At 64.9% G+C, this 15,194-nt stretch carries 16 protein-coding genes; 7 read left to right on the forward strand and 9 right to left on the reverse strand.

Annotation, left to right across the window (positions count from 1 at the left end; all coding sequences use genetic code 11):
• Window positions 1-209: 209 nt before the first annotated feature.
• Entirely contained in the window at window positions 210-3,026 is a 2,817-nt protein-coding gene (locus tag BM282_RS11775; protein WP_089881022.1) for a DUF7827 domain-containing protein, read from the reverse strand.
• A gap of 723 nt (window positions 3,027-3,749) precedes the next feature.
• Here BM282_RS11775 and BM282_RS11780 point away from each other — a divergent pair.
• Entirely contained in the window at window positions 3,750-4,199 is a 450-nt protein-coding gene (locus tag BM282_RS11780) for a type IV pilin (RefSeq protein WP_089881024.1), read from the forward strand.
• A 2-nt stretch (window positions 4,200-4,201) separates the two neighbouring features.
• Window positions 4,202-4,696: a type IV pilin gene (locus BM282_RS11785; RefSeq protein ID WP_089881027.1), complete on the forward strand. Its 495-nt coding sequence runs from the start codon at window positions 4,202-4,204 to the stop codon at window positions 4,694-4,696.
• A 128-nt stretch (window positions 4,697-4,824) separates the two neighbouring features.
• Here the strand turns inward: BM282_RS11785 and BM282_RS11790 are convergent, their stop codons facing one another.
• The 4 genes from BM282_RS11790 to BM282_RS11805 all read right to left on the reverse strand — a co-directional run bounded on the left by BM282_RS11790 (window position 4,825) and on the right by BM282_RS11805 (window position 7,088).
• Window positions 4,825-5,013: a hypothetical protein gene (locus BM282_RS11790; protein WP_089881030.1), complete on the reverse strand. Its 189-nt coding sequence runs from the start codon at window positions 5,011-5,013 to the stop codon at window positions 4,825-4,827.
• Window positions 5,014-5,069: 56 nt separating this feature from the next.
• Window positions 5,070-5,654 (reverse strand): DUF1684 domain-containing protein, encoded by a 585-nt coding sequence (locus tag BM282_RS11795; RefSeq protein WP_089881033.1) that lies wholly within the window; start codon window positions 5,652-5,654, stop codon window positions 5,070-5,072.
• Window positions 5,655-5,701: 47 nt separating this feature from the next.
• Window positions 5,702-6,676: an aldo/keto reductase gene (locus tag BM282_RS11800; RefSeq protein ID WP_089881036.1), complete on the reverse strand. Its 975-nt coding sequence runs from the start codon at window positions 6,674-6,676 to the stop codon at window positions 5,702-5,704.
• A 139-nt stretch (window positions 6,677-6,815) separates the two neighbouring features.
• Window positions 6,816-7,088, reverse strand: coding sequence for a hypothetical protein (locus BM282_RS11805; RefSeq protein ID WP_089881039.1), 273 nt, complete (start codon window positions 7,086-7,088; stop codon window positions 6,816-6,818).
• Window positions 7,089-7,509: 421 nt separating this feature from the next.
• On the opposite strand from BM282_RS11805, the gene BM282_RS11810 reads away from it, so the two are divergent.
• From BM282_RS11810 to BM282_RS11820, 3 genes are all read left to right on the forward strand, one after another.
• Window positions 7,510-8,496 (forward strand): asparaginase, encoded by a 987-nt coding sequence (locus tag BM282_RS11810; RefSeq protein ID WP_089881041.1) that lies wholly within the window; start codon window positions 7,510-7,512, stop codon window positions 8,494-8,496.
• An 89-nt stretch (window positions 8,497-8,585) separates the two neighbouring features.
• Window positions 8,586-9,197 carry a (d)CMP kinase gene (cmk, locus tag BM282_RS11815; protein WP_089881193.1) on the forward strand — a complete coding sequence of 204 codons (612 nt, stop codon included), beginning with the start codon at window positions 8,586-8,588 and terminating at the stop codon, window positions 9,195-9,197.
• Between the two features lie 35 nt (window positions 9,198-9,232).
• Window positions 9,233-9,517 carry a transcriptional regulator gene (locus tag BM282_RS11820; protein WP_089881044.1) on the forward strand — a complete coding sequence of 95 codons (285 nt, stop codon included), beginning with the start codon at window positions 9,233-9,235 and terminating at the stop codon, window positions 9,515-9,517.
• Between the two features lie 38 nt (window positions 9,518-9,555).
• Here the strand turns inward: BM282_RS11820 and BM282_RS11825 are convergent, their stop codons facing one another.
• Window positions 9,556-10,518 carry a DMT family transporter gene (locus tag BM282_RS11825; protein WP_089881047.1) on the reverse strand — a complete coding sequence of 321 codons (963 nt, stop codon included), beginning with the start codon at window positions 10,516-10,518 and terminating at the stop codon, window positions 9,556-9,558.
• Window positions 10,519-10,568: 50 nt separating this feature from the next.
• Complete coding sequence (locus BM282_RS11830) at window positions 10,569-11,087, reverse strand: CBS domain-containing protein (protein WP_089881050.1); 519 nt, start codon at window positions 11,085-11,087, stop codon at window positions 10,569-10,571.
• A 98-nt stretch (window positions 11,088-11,185) separates the two neighbouring features.
• On the opposite strand from BM282_RS11830, the gene BM282_RS11835 reads away from it, so the two are divergent.
• Window positions 11,186-11,830 carry a ribonuclease H gene (locus tag BM282_RS11835; protein ID WP_089881053.1) on the forward strand — a complete coding sequence of 215 codons (645 nt, stop codon included), beginning with the start codon at window positions 11,186-11,188 and terminating at the stop codon, window positions 11,828-11,830.
• A gap of 82 nt (window positions 11,831-11,912) precedes the next feature.
• On the opposite strand, the gene BM282_RS11840 is transcribed toward BM282_RS11835, so the two are convergent.
• A complete protein-coding gene (locus BM282_RS11840; protein WP_139229716.1) occupies window positions 11,913-13,430 on the reverse strand; it encodes an Hvo_1808 family surface protein in 1,518 nt (505 codons plus the stop codon).
• A gap of 156 nt (window positions 13,431-13,586) precedes the next feature.
• Between BM282_RS11840 and BM282_RS11845 the strand changes: the two genes are divergently transcribed.
• Entirely contained in the window at window positions 13,587-14,285 is a 699-nt protein-coding gene (locus BM282_RS11845; RefSeq protein ID WP_089881059.1) for a twin-arginine translocase subunit TatC, read from the forward strand.
• A 6-nt stretch (window positions 14,286-14,291) separates the two neighbouring features.
• On the opposite strand, the gene BM282_RS11850 is transcribed toward BM282_RS11845, so the two are convergent.
• The gene (locus BM282_RS11850) at window positions 14,292-15,041 is read right to left on the reverse strand and encodes a cupin domain-containing protein (RefSeq protein WP_089881062.1); all 750 of its coding nucleotides are present in this window, start codon (window positions 15,039-15,041) and stop codon (window positions 14,292-14,294) included.
• Between the last annotated feature and the right edge of the window lie 153 nt (window positions 15,042-15,194).

The raw sequence follows: 15,194 nt of genomic DNA on the forward strand, positions 1-15,194 counted from the left end.
AGAGGAACTGCAGTGCTCGGAGCGCTACGGTCTCGTTCTCTCTGCCGTTCGACGCTTCGGAGTCGCCAGAGCGACCGCCCCGTCTCGTCGAGAGTCGTGAGAACAGCGTGTCGTCGAACGTCCCGGCGTCGTCGACGCCGTCGCTGGTGGGTGTAGCGCGTCGAAAGAAAGTGATGTGAGAGAGCCGGCGTGAGCCGGTAGTTCAGACGTTAGTCGCGGCGGACTGCGAGGAGTGCCGCGGCCAGGAGCGCCGTCACAGCGACGACTGCACCGAAGCCGGGCGTGTTCGTTTCCGTACCGGTCTCGGTCTCGCCGCCGTCAGTCGGCGTGTCCGTTTCGCCGGTGTCGGTCGGCGTGTCAGTCTCGCCGGTGTCGGTCGGCGTGTCAGTCTCGCCGGTGTCGGTCGGCGTGTCCGTTTCGCCGGTGTCCGTACCGGTGCCGGTCTCCGTACCGGTCTCGGTCATGTTGCCGTCGCCTTCCGTGACCGTACCGTCTGCGGTGATGGAGTCAGCGACGCCGCCACGGACCGTCACCGTGAACGTGTCGTTCGCCGACTGCTCGCTGAAGTCGAAGGCAGCCTCGTACGTCCCGTTCTCGGTGACGTACGCGGTCGCCGTCTTCAGGAAGCTCGGCTGCGTGTCGCCGTCCGAGCGAACGCGGAGGTTGATTTCGGTGCCGGGTGCGACCGTCGTCTCGCCCGCTATCGACTGGTTCGCGGAAGCGGCGACTTCGACGTCGTCGAGCGTGTGCTCGGCTTCGATGAGTTCGTACTCGTCTTCGACGGACTGGTCATCCTCTGCGAGACCCGTCTCGTCGGTGACCGTGAAGTTGGCCGTGAGGCCGTCGTCTGCTTCGAGGTCACGGGCGTCGCCCATCGTGTTGACGGCGTCCGTGTCGAACATGACGAAGTAGGTGTCGTTCTCAGCGTCTGCGATGACCGTCGTGTTGTCCTCACCGAGGGCGAGCATGAACGGATCGCGGTTTGCACCGGCTTCCGTCTGCTCGACCGTGAGGTTGATAGCGTCGTTCTGGATCAGCTGGAAGAACGCCGCGGTCGTGTCGTCGTCAGTCGCTTCGAGAGCGCCCTCGAGGCCGGACGCTTCGACTTGGTGGACAGCGAGGTCGCCGTAGGCAATCTCGTCGTCCTGCGTGATGTTGCTGTTGTTGATCGCCGCGTAGACGTCTCCCTTGTTCTCGATCTCAGCGTCGGACGGTGCCGTCCAACTCTGGATGGAAGACGTGTTGCGCTCTTCGAGGACGAGGGTACCGACGCCCTGTGCGTCGTCAGGGCTGGTGCCCGTACCTGCCTGCACTTCGAGCGGGTACTCGCCTGCGTCGAGGAGTTCGCTGACGCTGTTGTCAGAGTCGATCTCTGCGCTGTCTATCTCGTCGTCCTCACCGACGGAGTAGAGCGTCTCAGCCTGGGTGTCCGAGAGGGAGCCCGAGAGACCGGACGCGGCGTAGGTGTTGAACGAGACGTTGACCATCCCGTCACCGTCGTCGTCGACGACCGTGACGTTGCTCACGAAGCCGACGTCGGACTCACCGATGGTGAGCGTCGCCGTATCCGTGTTCTGGAGTTCGACCGTGATGTTCGCGATGTCGCCACGCTCTTCGGTGACGATGCCGCCTGCACCGATGTCTGCGCGGCCTTCACCGGCCTTCGAGACGACGATGCTCGAGGATTCGGCCGTGACGCCGGACTGGTTGTCCGTCGCGACGACCGTGTAGTTGCCCGCGTCGAGGTCCGACGCGTTGAACGTGTACTCGTACTCGGCCTGACCGTTCAGCGTCGCGCCGATGGTCTTGACCGTCTCGTCGTCAGCGTCGACGAGTTCGACCGCAATCGGGCGGTTCGCCGCGTTCGCGGAGACCGTGCCCTCGATGAGGTCGTCGTCGCTGTTCGTAATGTTCAGGTCGTCGACGGAGACGTCGAGACCGAGGTTACGGAGGTTGATCTGCGCTTCGTAGCTGGAGGAACCTCCGACAGACACGTTGTACGTGTCGATGTCGCGGTTCTCCGTCGCGAAGACGAAGACGTTGCTGTTGTCACCGGTGGAACCGGAGACGAAGTAGTCGCTGTCGTCACCTTCGATCTCGACGGAGGTCGAGTCCGAGGCCGCGACGACGGCGACTTTGGAGCCCTTGTAGGCGTTGACGTCGGTGTTCGACGAGTCGACCGTCACGGGTGCGACTTCGACCGTCTTGTTACCGGTGTTGGAGAGTGCGTTGGAGCCGTCCGTGATGCTGTTGGTCAGTCGGACCGTGATGTCGCCCGTGTTGACCATGTCACCGTCGACAGGGACAACGTAGCGGCCATCAGTGTTGGTGATGGATCCACCAGCGTCACTCGCGACGTCGCTCAGCGTACCGACAGGTTCGTCGTCGATGTAGAGCTGAGCGCCATCGAGGTTGTTGACGGGTTCACTGAACGAGAGTTCGATTTCAGTGTTACCGTCATTGGCCGTCTCGTCGTAGTGAACGCTCTCGAGGTAGCTGGGAGAACCCGACTGGCTGCCGTCGGTGTTGGTGATCGTCAGACCGGCGGTGTCCGAGACGTCGGAACCAGCACTGTCAACGAGTTCGAACGAGACGTCCGCGTTGGTCGTGCTGGTGACGTTCGGGACTGCGGCGTCGAACGAGCCGTTGAGGTAGATCTGGCTCGTGACGTTGGCTGCGCCGGATGCGATAGTGACGTTCGCGCTAGCGCCCGAGGTCGTGACCGTGGACGGGATTTCGTCGCCCGTCGCGTTGACGACCGTCAGAGACTCGCTGTCAACGGTCCCTGCAGGGAGCGTGACGTTGATGTAGTCGTCGCTAGCGTCTTGCGAATAGCCGGTGAACGATACGTTAACGTTGTGCGTGTTGGTCGTGCCTTCGTCGACCGTATCGGGCTGGAAGACATCGACCGTCGCACCACTTGCCGCAGCAGCGGATCCTGCAAACGCGACGGTGCCGGCGAAAACCGACATAACCATCAGCGCCGCCAGGAAGACTGCGCGGAACTGCTTCGTGTTGCTTGTCATGGTTTTTGAGTGTTGCAATCGGCGATGCCGGCTTTCGTCCAGCCTGAGGGTCCCACAAAACGCCCGACCGTTCGGACTTGGAGGGAGTTACTCACGGACATCACCATGGATAGGGGTACGTGATGGGCAACGAACGTCCCACGTAAATACTTTCTGTACTTACACTACGGCCATTAGTATAATCCGGACAGTATCTCCGCTGTTGATAATATCATTCGAAAATGTTTTGTGCAGTTGAGCTTTACAGAGGAACGCGTACTGCCGCCTTGGGTAGGGCGGACCGCATTCCGCGGTTCGTACGCATCCCCGCGCGAAACGTGTCTCGCGCGGCTTTCGTTGGTCCACGTGGTACCCCGCAACGCACTCCTCTCGACGATATCTCCCGCTCCGGTTCCGGTCTACGCGCGTGCGAAGGTGAATATAGCATCTGGTCCGCAACACGAGTTATCCATCTAGTCCCGCACTGGACTCCCGGGAAACGGGACCCGCAGGCCGTCCGAAACACCCCTCTTAAACCCCTTATAAAGCGCACATTAAGGGGTACACCATCACACGACTTTCAGCTTAATTTGACCTTTAGATTTAAGTTACAGTAGCGTATGGAGACGAATAGACACGCCACGGCAGGGGATGGGACTGGCGACCGCTCGAAGCCGAGTCGGCCGCCGGGGGGAGAACGAACCACCGACTTCTGTCGTCGGGGTGTCGTCCGACAAACCAATCATGAAGCTCAAACAGCTCTTCACGGACGACTCCGCGGTGTCGCCGGTCATCGGCGTCATCCTGATGGTGGCTATCACCGTCATCCTCGCAGCAGTCATCGGCACGTTCGTGCTGAACCTCGGGGGAAGCGTCTCGCAAACCACGCCGCAAGCATCGTTCGGATTCGACTACAACAACAGCAACGATTCTGCAGTAATCACCCACGAAACGGGAGACACCATCGACGCCGACTCTGAAAATCTCAAAGTTGTCGTCGAAGGGAAAGATATCACCAATGCGTGGGGTGACGCATCAGAGAGCAGTAACGATGCGGTCTTCGCTGGTTCCATTTCGGCGGGTAGTTCCACCGAAATCAAGGTCAGTGGATGGGCCAGCGACACCGTTCGCGTCGTCTGGTCGAGCGAGACTGGCGAAAATTCCGCTACGCTGAGTGAAAGTACGTCTCCGTAATCATGAAGCTCAAACAGCTCTTCACGGACGACTCCGCGGTGTCGCCGGTCATCGGCGTCATCCTGATGGTGGCTATCACCGTCATCCTCGCAGCAGTCATCGGCACCTTCGTGCTGAATCTCGGGGGAAACCTATCGCAGACGACACCTCAGGCTAGCTTTGGATTCGACTTCGATGACAATGCTGGCGACGACGTGGTGACTGTGACCCACGAGACAGGAGATACGATCGAAGCAGACCGACTCAGCCTCGCTGCTAGCAAGGACGTGGACATCGCAACCACCGAAGCCGCGATCAACGGTTCAGAGACGAGTAGCAAAGAGTCGTTCATAGAATCCGATGGTGGATTCTCCGCTGGCACTATGGTCGGTGCCGGTGACACGCTCTACGCAGGCGGTAACGGTGACTTGACGGGAGCCGACTTCCGCGTCGTTTGGAGTTCCGAGAACAACGAAAACTCCGCTACGCTCTCTGAGTACACCGCGCCGAACAACTAACGACCCGACTTCCTTCCTTTATCGACGCCACACCGCCGAGCGACAGCCATCGCTCCCGGACGTGACGAACGCACCCGTCGCTCACCCGTTAGCGCCTCGAAAAAGAATCGACTGAAAAACTCGTCGTCTCAGACGGGTCGTCCGTCGCCGTCGGTTCCGACCAGCCACGTTCCCGCGGTGAGGACGATTGCACCGACGACCAGTCCGACGGCGGAGAGGAACGTCGCGTTCGGGAGCAGTCCCGGCAGGAACGCGAGCGTGCCGACGACCATCAGCGCCAGACCGACGAGCGATTTCTTGCTACTGAGCAGTCCCATGGCCGACACTCGAAATGCGACGAATATGTGTGTTGCGTTTTCGGTCGGAAATCGTGCTACTGCGACGCATTCTCGTAGTCTCGCTCGCCCGCCTCGACGCTCACGTCGAGCCAGTTCTCTTCGGGCGGAAGCGGGCACGCGAACGTGTCGCTGTAGGCGCAGAACGGCGTGTACGCGAGGTTGAGGTCGAGGACGACGGTGTCGCCGTCGGTCAGGTCGCCGTCGGGGTGCAGTTCGACGTACCGGCCGTTCCGGTAGGACTGCTGACCCGTCGTCTTGTCGCGGAAGGGGACAAAGATGGCCTCGTCGTCCTCGCGTTCCTGCTGGTAGCCGTGCAGTTCGACCGACTCGCCGTCGAGTTCGAAGGCGAACGTGACCAATCGGAGGTAGCGCACCTCGTTGCCCGCCGTCGTCTCCATCGTCACCGGTTCGGGGTCGTCGTGCACCGTCGCCGTCGCGGCGACGCGCGCGTCGGTATCGGGGTCGAAGTAGTCCAGTCCGTCGAACGAGTCGCGCTCCGCGGGTGGAATCGGCGACTGCGGATGCGACGCGAAGAAGTCGTCTTTCTCCTCGCGCTTCCGTTCGAGTTCGGCGGCGTACGCCTCGGGGTCGACGTCTGCGGATGCGTCCGAGTCGGTCATGCCCTCGCTACGGCGTCGTCACCGGTACGTCTGACGGTTCTCGGCGCTCACTCGCCCTTCGCGTCGGCGAGGCGCGCGAACTGCTCGGTCGTGAGCGAGATGTCCGCCGCGGCGAGGTTCTCCGCCAGTTGGTCGACGGTCCGCGCGCCGACGATGGGTGCCGTCACCTGGTCGTGGTGGAGCAACCACGCCAACGCGACCTGTCCCGGCGAGGCATCGACTTCCTCGGCGACGGCCTCGACAGTCTCCAGTGCGTCGAAGTTCTCCGGCGTGAGATACGAGTCGACGAACTGCTGGTCGGAGGCGGCGCGGGAGTCTCTCGGCGGCGTCTCGTCTCGGCTGTACTTCCCGGTGAGAAAGCCGCCGGCGAGCGGTGACCACGGCACGACGCCGATGTCGTAGTCGGCGCACATCTCGAGGTAGTTGCCTTCTATCTCGCGGTTGACGACGTTGTAGCGCGGTTGCGACAGCGTGAACGGTTCGTACCCGCGCTTGTCGGCGATTTCGTTGGCCTTCGCCACCTTCCAGGCGTTCGGTTCGAACGTCGACGCGCCGAGGTAGTTCACCTTCCCGTCTCGCACGAACTCGTCGAGCGTTCGCATGAACTCTCGGGCGGGCGTGTCGTCGTCCCAGCGGTGGGTGTAGAGCACGTCCACGTAGTCGGTGCCGAGTCGCGAGAGAATCTCGTCGATGCTCTGCCGGAGATGTTTTCGGTTGAGTCCGCGGCCGTTGGCGTCCTCGCGGGTGGGCCAGTAGATTTTGGAGGCGACGACGAAGTCCTCTCTGTCCCGGCCGGCCAACCAGTCTCCGATGTACTCCTCCGCGCGGCCGTCGCCGTACATGTCGGCGGTGTCGATGAACGTCCCGCCCGCGTCCGCGTACGCGTCGAGGAGTTTGTGGGCGCGGTTGGGTCCCACCTCCACCTCGCCGTCGTCGTCCTCGCGGCCGAACCGCCACGTCCCGAACGCGAGTTCGGAGACTTTCGTGCCCGTCCTCCCGAGCGAAACCGTATCGAGCGTCACACCGACGCCGACGCTCGGGAGTCGGGTAAAACGACGCGGTTCGAAGGTGAACGGCGACGGCGTGGAGGGCCGACGGCGCGGCGCGAAGAAAGGGCGGGCCGAAGCAGTGGTGTCCTGTGGAGGGCCGAAGCAGTGGTCGTCAGTCCGTCCGACTGTGCCCGTGTCCGACGATGAGAGCCGCGGCGTTCAGCGCCAGAAGCGACCCGAAGACGGTCGCTTGCCCGCCGCTGAGTCCCCCGTACAGGAGCGGAAGGTAGAGAAACGGCAGGGCGACGGCTAACCAGAACGCGACGAACTGAATCGGGTAGGCGACGAGTTTCAGTCCGACGCGGACGGAGTCCGGGGGCGTTTCTAGCACTTCGCGGAGACGGGCGAAGCGTTCGCGGGGGACCGTTGATGACGAGTTCGACATGACCTGTGACACACCTCATCTGTTCGAAGAACGGACACTCACATTAAGCCGCCCGAGAGTTGGGGTCTGTTCACGATGGTTTAAACGAGACTGTCATGAAACTCTGACTGTTCAAAAACAGCTGAGAAGAGGCGATACTGTTTATCAACTTCTCTGAAGTCTTCTTCGTTTGAAACAGTATTGCTCTCGTGTCAGTCTTTATTTTCTATACGTCTGCTGTGAGCGTAGCGTCCGACACCGTCGAGGGGCCGTCGGGAGGACGAAATTCCTCGTGCCTGTATATTCTCCCTACACACCGAGGTTCTCGGAGTTTGTTGCCGGTAAAACATTCACATAATCGGACCTGAACGGGCTTCGGACGGCTCTTCGGCCTCCTCGCGGGACGAAAGAAGTAATCAGGGGCGGGTCGTCGACCGAGACGATGCCTACGGTACACGTCGTCGGATGCGGTGGGACGATAGCGAGCGAACCGGCCGCGGACGGTGCGGCCCCCGCGAAGGCGGGCGAGGAACTGGTCGCGGCCGTTCCGGACGTCGCCGAGTACGCGACGCTTCGCGTGACAGACGCGGGGTCACGCGCCGGGTTCGACATGGACTTCGGCGTCGTCGCCTCTGCGGCCGACGCGGTTCGAACCGCCGTCGCCGACGGTGCCGACGGCGTCGTCGTCACCCACGGGACGGACACGCTCGCGGACACCGCGTACGCGTTGGACCTCGCGTGCGACGTGCCCGTCCCCGTCGTCGTCACGGGGTCGCAACGCCGCTTCGACGAACCCGGGTCGGACGCGCCCGCGAATCTCCTCACCGCCGTTCGGGCCGCCACCGAAGACCGGTTCTCGCCGGGCGTCCACGTGGCGTTCGACGACGAACTGCACGCCGCCCGCGACGTCGTGAAGACGCACACGAACGCCCTCGACACGTTCCAGTCCCCCGGGACGGGTCCGGTCGCGACGTTCACCCGCGCGACGACGCGAGTCCACCGCGACCCCGAACGGGCGCGTTCGGACGTGTCGCTCCCGGCGGACGCGCTCTCGCCCGACCGAGACGCCTCGGCGTACGCGACCGTTCCCGTCGTCCACTCGGGGACCGGAGTGACCGGGTCGGCGCTGGACCGCGTCGTCGACGAGGCGGACGGCGTCGTCGTCGAGGGAACGGGCCTCGGAAACGCGACGGGACCGCTGGGAGACGCCGTCGCCGAGGCCGTCGACCGACTCTCCGTCGTCGTCTCCTCGCGGTGTCACGCCGGCCCGACGGAGGCCGTGTACGGTACGGCCGGTGGCGGGGTCACGCTTCGGGACCACGGCGTCGCCTACGCGGGCACGCTCTCGACGGCGAAAGCGCGCGTCAAACTCGTCCTCGCGTTGACCGCCGGCCTCTCGCGCGACGCGACCGAAGCGACGTTCGAGTGAGTCACGGGAAGCCCAGACGGAGTTCGACAGCGGTCTGACCCGTGTCAGCGGGTTTTTCTGTCGGGAGGGAGAGTCACCGAACGTCTATGATGGAGGAAGACGCTCCCGCGGGACGGTCGGTCGAGAGCAACCTGTTCGTCACCGTCTCGGGGCCGCCGGGATGCGGGGCGACGACGCTGTGCGAGGGGTTATCGCGCTCTCTGAACTGCGGATACGTCTCGGGCGGCGACATCTTCCGCGAACTCGCGGAGGAACGCGGCATGACGCTCTCGCAACTCATCGCGAAAGCCGACGAGTCCGACGAGATTGACCGCGCACTCGACGGTCGCCTGCGCACGATAGCCGAACAGTGGGGGACGGCGAACAAGGCGTTCGTCCTCGAATCTCGACTCGCCGGCTGGTTGGCCGGAAACCGCGCGGACCTTCGAATCTGGCTCGACGCGCCCGAGGAGACGCGCGTCGACCGGACGCGCGGCCGAGACGAGATGGAGGCGGAGATGCGCGTCCGAGAGGTGAGCGAGGCGGGCCGCTACGACTCGTACTACGGCATCGACGTGTCGGACCGGTCGTTCTACGACCTCACGATCAACACCGCACGCTGGAGTCCGGACGCCCTGCTCGAAATCGTCCTCACGGCTATCGAGGAGTACGAAGCCGAGATGGACGAGGGCGCGTTCCGCACCGACGACGTCGAACTGTAGCCGGATTTTTTAGCGGACGCCGCCTCCGTACGGCCATGGCAGACCTCAACCGCGTGGCCAAGCGCATCCACAACGTCTCGCCGAAGCCGGTTCGTCTCACACTCGACGACGACACCACCGCCGTCTACCGGATGCACAGTACCGAGTTCTTCCAACAGGAGTTCCAAGGAGAGGGCGAACGCGTCGACGAGGCGGGCGTCGAGTACCGACTCGTCACCTCCGAGGACAACGAGTCGGTCCTCATCGGCCGGAAAGGCCCCGACGACGACGGGTGGACGATGGTCGGCGAAGTCGTCGAAGCGGCGCGCGCAGAGGAGTAGCGGAGTCCACGAGCGGTCTTCTCTCGGATATCGCCGTCTCAGTCTCGCGTCTCAGACGTGTCTCGCCCGCGAAGACGCGGCATCTCCGCGCGGATGCTCTCTCGCTTCAACAGGAGGAAGCCGGCGAAGATGACGACGAAGCCGACGACGGTGTACCGCGTCGGGAGTTCGCCGAGGAACGCCCACCCCGTGAGCGCGGCGAACACCGGCGCGACGTAGGAGACGAGGTTGATTTCGATGGGTCCGAGACGCTCCAACAGGACGAAGTAGACGAGGAAACCGAGCGCACTGGCGACGACCGAGAGATAGCCGACGGCCAACACCGCGTCCGTGGTCCACCTGACCGCCGAGACGGACTCGCCGATGCCGACGCTCAACGCGTGCATCAGGGCGGCCCCGCCGAGCATCGTCCACGCCTCCATCGTCTCGATGGGGAGGTCGGCGTCGATGCGTCTCGTGAGCACCGACCCCAGTGCGAACGACGCCGCCGCGCCGAAGACGAGGAGTTTGGCGACGGCCCCGCCCGCGAGAAGGTCGTTCGGGTCGGGGTTCGAGAGGACGACGACGCCCACGAGTCCCAACAGGAGACCGACGACGCCGACGGCGGTGAGGCGTTCGGAGGGGAGGAAGGCCCGCGCGAACGCCGTCGTCAGGAGCGGACTCAGACTGACGATGACGGCCGCGGCGGCGGAGGTGACGGCGGGGTCCGTCTCGCCGACGAACAGGAGGGCGTGATAGCCAGCCATGATGAACACCGACCCCACGGCGACGGTGGCCCACTCGTCCCGGCCGCGCGGGACCAGTTGGTCGGTGGCGTAGGCGGCGTACGCGAGCATCAACACGCCGGCCACGTCGTACCGAATCGCCGCGAACAGCACGGGCGCGTCGAAGAATCCGCCGGGGTCGGTCGGGGTACCGAGTCCGGCCTTGATAGCCATGAACGCCGCACCCCAGACGGCGGCGAGGAAGACGAACAACGCGACGTTTCGGTACCGGGTCACACCACCGCTCTGTCTGCCCGGTTCCTCAACGTTTCGTTCGGGTCCCTCGGCTACCGCTTTTCGCCCGTCGACTCCGAACGCCGCCGGTCGCGCACCGCGCGGAGGACGTCCTGCCGGGCGACGATACCGACCAGTCGCCCGCCCTCGACCACCGGCAGGCGGTTGATGTCTCTGTCGTCGTCCGCGAGGTAGTCGAGTATCGTATCGAGGTCGGTGTCGGGCGTGACGGTCACCACGTCCGCGGTCATCACCTCCCGGATGGGTTTGTTCGCGTTCTTCAGGAGGTCGACGCCGAGGTCGAAATCCTCCCACGAGACGTCGACGGCGTAGGTGAGCGTCTCCATGAACGGCGGGAAGCCGATGGGAATCCACAGGGTGCGGTCTTTCGTCTCGAACAGGCCCACGAGGTCGTGTTGGGTGACGATACCGACGAGCGCACCCGAGTCGTCGACGACCGGAAACCCGTTGAACGACGCCCGCGCGAGACGACCGAGAACCTCGCTCACGTCGTCGTCCGGGGCGACCGTCTCTACCTCCGTCGTCATCAACTCCCGTGCGGTGAGTTCCATAGCCGACGGTACGTTCTCGTCACCTATCTGTGTGTTCGTCGCCCCGGCGCGTGCGAACGCGGGTTATATTTATATTTCCCTGTCGGTTACGGATGAATATGGCCGTTCACGGCCGCCAATCACTTCGAGACTTGTTCGACGAGTCTCCGACGCCGCACATCGCGCACCCGCCCCGTACCCATCACCGCCACTTCTACGTCGCCACCGACGGCTCCTATCGACCGACGGGCGACGGTGGACTGGGCGTCGTCATCGAGGCGCGCGACGGCACACGCGTCGCTCGCGTCGCGGTGCCGGACGCCGCACCGAACAACAACGTCTCCGAGTATCGCGCGTTGCACCTCGGACTGGACGTTCTCGCCGCCCGCGCGCCGCCGAACGCACGCGTGGGGGTTCTCGTCGACCACGACGACTTAGCGGGCAACGTCAACACCCAAGTCCTCGCGGCCGCCGACCCGGACTGGCACCCGCGGCGGGCCACGTCGGTTCCGGCGGGAAGCGAGAACCACTGGCGGGGTATCCAGGCCCGCATCGCCGGATTCGCGGAACTCCGCGCCGCCCGTATCGACGGCCGGGAGAACCCCGCGCATCCGCTGGCCAACGCGCCGACGGAGTACGCGCACGTCAACCGACGGAAACCCCGATGCGTCCTCCCCGAACCGCTGTCGCCGACGGAACCGGGCGACGTCGACGACCCGCAGTTCCCGCCGCCGTCGCGGTTCGAACGACGCGCGAGCGACTGACCTCGACCGACGAACGGCGAACGCCCGTTCCCGAGAGCGTCGGTCGGACGACGACTGCCAGCGAGAGCGACGCGGGGCGCCGTCAGGCCTCCGTCGCGGGCGTCCCCGGACGGACGTTCGGGATGTCTGTGACTTCGGGCGCGTTCACGACGAGCACCTCCCGCCCCTCCAGTTCGACGCAGAACGCGTCCGCGTACGGTCCCGAGGGGACGACGTACGTGTTCGGCCCGACTTCCACCGCGCCGTGGTGACCGAGCAGTTTCAGGTAGGCGTCGTGGAACTCGACGGCGTCCCGTTCGGTGTCCCACTTCGTCGCCCAGACGTAGGCGTCCTCCTCGCCGCGGTGGTAGGTCACGAGCGTATCGCCGTCCCACCCGGTGGAGGGGACGCTTGTGTAGTTGTAGCGGTCGTACGCGCCGCCGTCGGCGACGAAGAACGCCGAGGCGTTCACGATGCCCGCGTCGTGTTCCCACGACTGGTACCAGAACATCGCGAAGACGTACGGTTCGCCGAGGTGGAAGGGGTACGGATGTCGCAACCAGCCGTCGGAGGGAGCGTGGAGGACGAGCGGGTAGGCCGTGTACTGGAACGGGTACTGGTCGGGGTGCGTCACCTGCTCGGCGTGACTCGGCGCGAGTTCGTACATCAGGTCGACCGCGTCCCACCCCTCCCTTCCCTGTAGTCCGCGTTCGTACACCGCGGCGGTGAAGTTCGTGCCGTCGGAGTACGGATACAGGTCCATCGCCAGCATCCCGCCGTGGACCACCGTCCGGTTCGACTCGGTCTGTGCCACCGTCACGCAGTCCCACGCCTCGGCGCATCGCTCGGCGTAGAACGACTCCATCAGACTCGGGTCGCCCTCGACGAGCGTTCGGACGACTAGGTAGTGGTCCCAGTAGTTTCTGATGAGTATCCCGAAGTTCTCAAACAGGACGGTCGGCGGGACGTACTCGTCCTGTAACGCGTGTCCGAGTTCGTGCGCGAGAAGCGTCTCGTCGAACCTGCTGAGGTTCTCCTCGTCCGCGACGACGACTATCTCGTCCGAGAAGAAGAGATAGTAGGCGTCCGGAAATCCTCGCGAGTGGTTCAACGCGACTTCGGTCGCGTTCTCGTCTTCGCCGACGAAGAACGCCGCCTCGTAGAACTGGTCGAGTTGTCGACTCGTGCGCCCGACGTCTTGCAGTGGGTAGAAGCCTTCTGCCGCGTACTCTTCTCGCGTCATCACTCTCACTCGGACCTCTCGCGTGAACTCGTGTCCGCGGATGTGCTCCACGCGGGCCATCGTCCGCGCCAGCAACACCGCCATCTCCTCGTCGTCGATGCCGTCCGTCGCGTTCACGTCGAGCGGGTCGTCGTACCAGTACCCGTTCTCCCACCCGAGCACGTCCGTCTCGGGGTCCGGTCTCGGCTCCGACGCGACGGCGTCGCGGGACGTCTCTGCGTCGGTTTCCGTGTTCGAGACGCCCTCGCTCCAGCCTGTGTCGACTACGTCGCTCGGCGTCTCGCCTCCGACCGTTCCGGCCGCCTGCGCTGCCGACCCTGCGCACCCCGAGAGGAGGAGCATCACCACGACCACCACCACCGTCACCGTACCTGTCACGCACCACTCACCACGGAGAAGACGTCTCGTGTCGGCATAACGAGCCTTCGGCACCGTCGTGACTGTCCGTGGTTCCAGCGCGTCCCGGGCCGCGAATCACCGTCGTCGCTGTGACGACAGAAAAGTTGATAACAGCGGTTGCAGACGCACGAATCGATGCGTTCCGACCACTACGCCGGAGACGGCGTCGGTGTCGCCGCTGGCAGTCCGGTGACCGTCGCGTTCCGGCGCGCGTTCCCGTCGCTCGTCGCGACGCTTCTCGTCGTCTCTGCGCTCGTCACCGCCGTCGCCCTCCCGATACGGTTCACCGACCTCGTCCCGGTGGCCGCTTCGTCCCCCGTTCCCTCGTCGCGACCGTTGACGGAGTTCCGACTCGCCGTCGAAGCCGGCGTCCTCGCGGGCTTTCTCGCCACCGGCGTCGTCTTCGGCCGCGCCGTCGCGCGCGACGCTCGCGTCTCCGCCTCGCGGGCCCGTCGTCACGTCGCGCTCTCCGCCGTCCTCTTCCTCGCGGGCGCACTCGGCGCGGCGGTGACGTTCCCCGCCGTCGTCGAACTCGTCGCCCCGTTCGCGGCGGGAGCCGGTTCGAGTCTCGGCCCCTACTGGCTCGCCGAACTGTGGCTGTTCTTCCCCGTCGCGCTCGGTGCGGCGGCGGCGACGCCCGCGCTCCTCGCCGCGGCGACGCGCGCGGGTCTCGTCGACCGCTTCACCACGACGAGACAACGCGGCTCCGTCGCGTTCGTCTTCGTCGCCTTCGCGGCGTGTTTCTCGCCGACCGACGGCGCGACGTTCGTCCTCTTCGCCGCCCCGTTGTTCGCGGCGTTCGCGGCGGCCGTCGCGTGGCAGGAGTTCCGGTGAGTCGACTCACTCGCCGTTCGGCCTCTCGACGCGGACGAGTCGCGGTTCCGACCCCGTGAGCCACAGGACGTACCGCTGGTCGTCGTCACTCGGGTTGACGTCTCGATGAACGACGCCCGCGGGGACGTGGAAGAACTCGCCCGCGCGGGCCAGTGTTCGCTCGCCGTCTGCGACGCCCCACTCGACGTATCCCTCGCCGTCGAGGACGTACCCGAACACGTCGTTGTCGCCGTGGTGGTGCCAGTCGGAGGCGACTCGTCCCGTCGCGTGGCCGCGGACCTGTTGCACCGCCGCGTCGGGAAACGGGGTGAGTCGCGTCAGATTCGAGAGGTGGCCGGTCGGGACGAGAGCCGCCCCGCCGGCGACCCGCGGCGGTTCCGACGGTGCGTCGCTCGACTCGTCCGCGAGGACGACGACGTCGCCAGTGCCGACGAACGCGACGAGACACACCTGACGTTCGCCGAACGGGACGTACCGGTGAGTCGAACCGGCGGGCACGAAGAAGAACTCACCTTCGTCCACGCGCACCGAGTCGGATTCGCCGGGTCCGAAGTCGAGTCGACCGTCGCCGTCGAGGACGACACCGTAGGCGTCTCTTCCACCGGTCTGCCACGGCGTCTCTCGGTCGTTCTCGGCGCGAACCAACAGGACGCGAGTCGTCTCGAACGCCGTCGTCCACGTCGCGCCCGGCGGCGCGTTCTCGAAGGGAACGAGTTCGTCCGTCGCGCGTACGCTCACACCGGGGTCGGAGACCATACGTACCCTCTCGTCGGACGAGGAGAAAATCGTGCGCCGGCCGAGGAGTGAAAAGGAGACGCGCTCGCTTCGCTCGCGTCCGTCTACTCGTCCTGTGCGTTCACGACTGCCCACCTTTTTCCGACTCGGGTCTGCTTCGCAGACCACTCCTCG

Origin of the sequence: Halogeometricum limi (genome assembly GCF_900115785.1) — an archaeon.
GTDB lineage: Archaea > Halobacteriota > Halobacteria > Halobacteriales > Haloferacaceae > Halogeometricum > Halogeometricum limi.

Bases quoted from the DNA above. Each gene is read 5' to 3' on its own strand.
- BM282_RS11775 (WP_089881022.1), bottom strand. From the start codon at position 3,026: ATGACAAGCAACACGAAGCAGTTCCGCGCAGTCTTCCTGGCGGCGCTG.
- BM282_RS11780 (WP_089881024.1), top strand. From the start codon at position 3,750: ATGAAGCTCAAACAGCTCTTCACGGACGACTCCGCGGTGTCGCCGGTC.
- BM282_RS11785 (WP_089881027.1), top strand. From the start codon at position 4,202: ATGAAGCTCAAACAGCTCTTCACGGACGACTCCGCGGTGTCGCCGGTC.
- BM282_RS11790 (WP_089881030.1), bottom strand. From the start codon at position 5,013: ATGGGACTGCTCAGTAGCAAGAAATCGCTCGTCGGTCTGGCGCTGATG.
- BM282_RS11795 (WP_089881033.1), bottom strand. From the start codon at position 5,654: ATGACCGACTCGGACGCATCCGCAGACGTCGACCCCGAGGCGTACGCC.
- BM282_RS11805 (WP_089881039.1), bottom strand. From the start codon at position 7,088: ATGTCGAACTCGTCATCAACGGTCCCCCGCGAACGCTTCGCCCGTCTC.
- BM282_RS11810 (WP_089881041.1), top strand. From the start codon at position 7,510: ATGCCTACGGTACACGTCGTCGGATGCGGTGGGACGATAGCGAGCGAA.
- cmk (WP_089881193.1), top strand. From the start codon at position 8,586: ATGGAGGAAGACGCTCCCGCGGGACGGTCGGTCGAGAGCAACCTGTTC.
- BM282_RS11820 (WP_089881044.1), top strand. From the start codon at position 9,233: ATGGCAGACCTCAACCGCGTGGCCAAGCGCATCCACAACGTCTCGCCG.
- BM282_RS11830 (WP_089881050.1), bottom strand. From the start codon at position 11,087: ATGGAACTCACCGCACGGGAGTTGATGACGACGGAGGTAGAGACGGTC.
- BM282_RS11835 (WP_089881053.1), top strand. From the start codon at position 11,186: ATGGCCGTTCACGGCCGCCAATCACTTCGAGACTTGTTCGACGAGTCT.
- BM282_RS11845 (WP_089881059.1), top strand. From the start codon at position 13,587: ATGCGTTCCGACCACTACGCCGGAGACGGCGTCGGTGTCGCCGCTGGC.
- BM282_RS11850 (WP_089881062.1), bottom strand. From the start codon at position 15,041: ATGGTCTCCGACCCCGGTGTGAGCGTACGCGCGACGGACGAACTCGTT.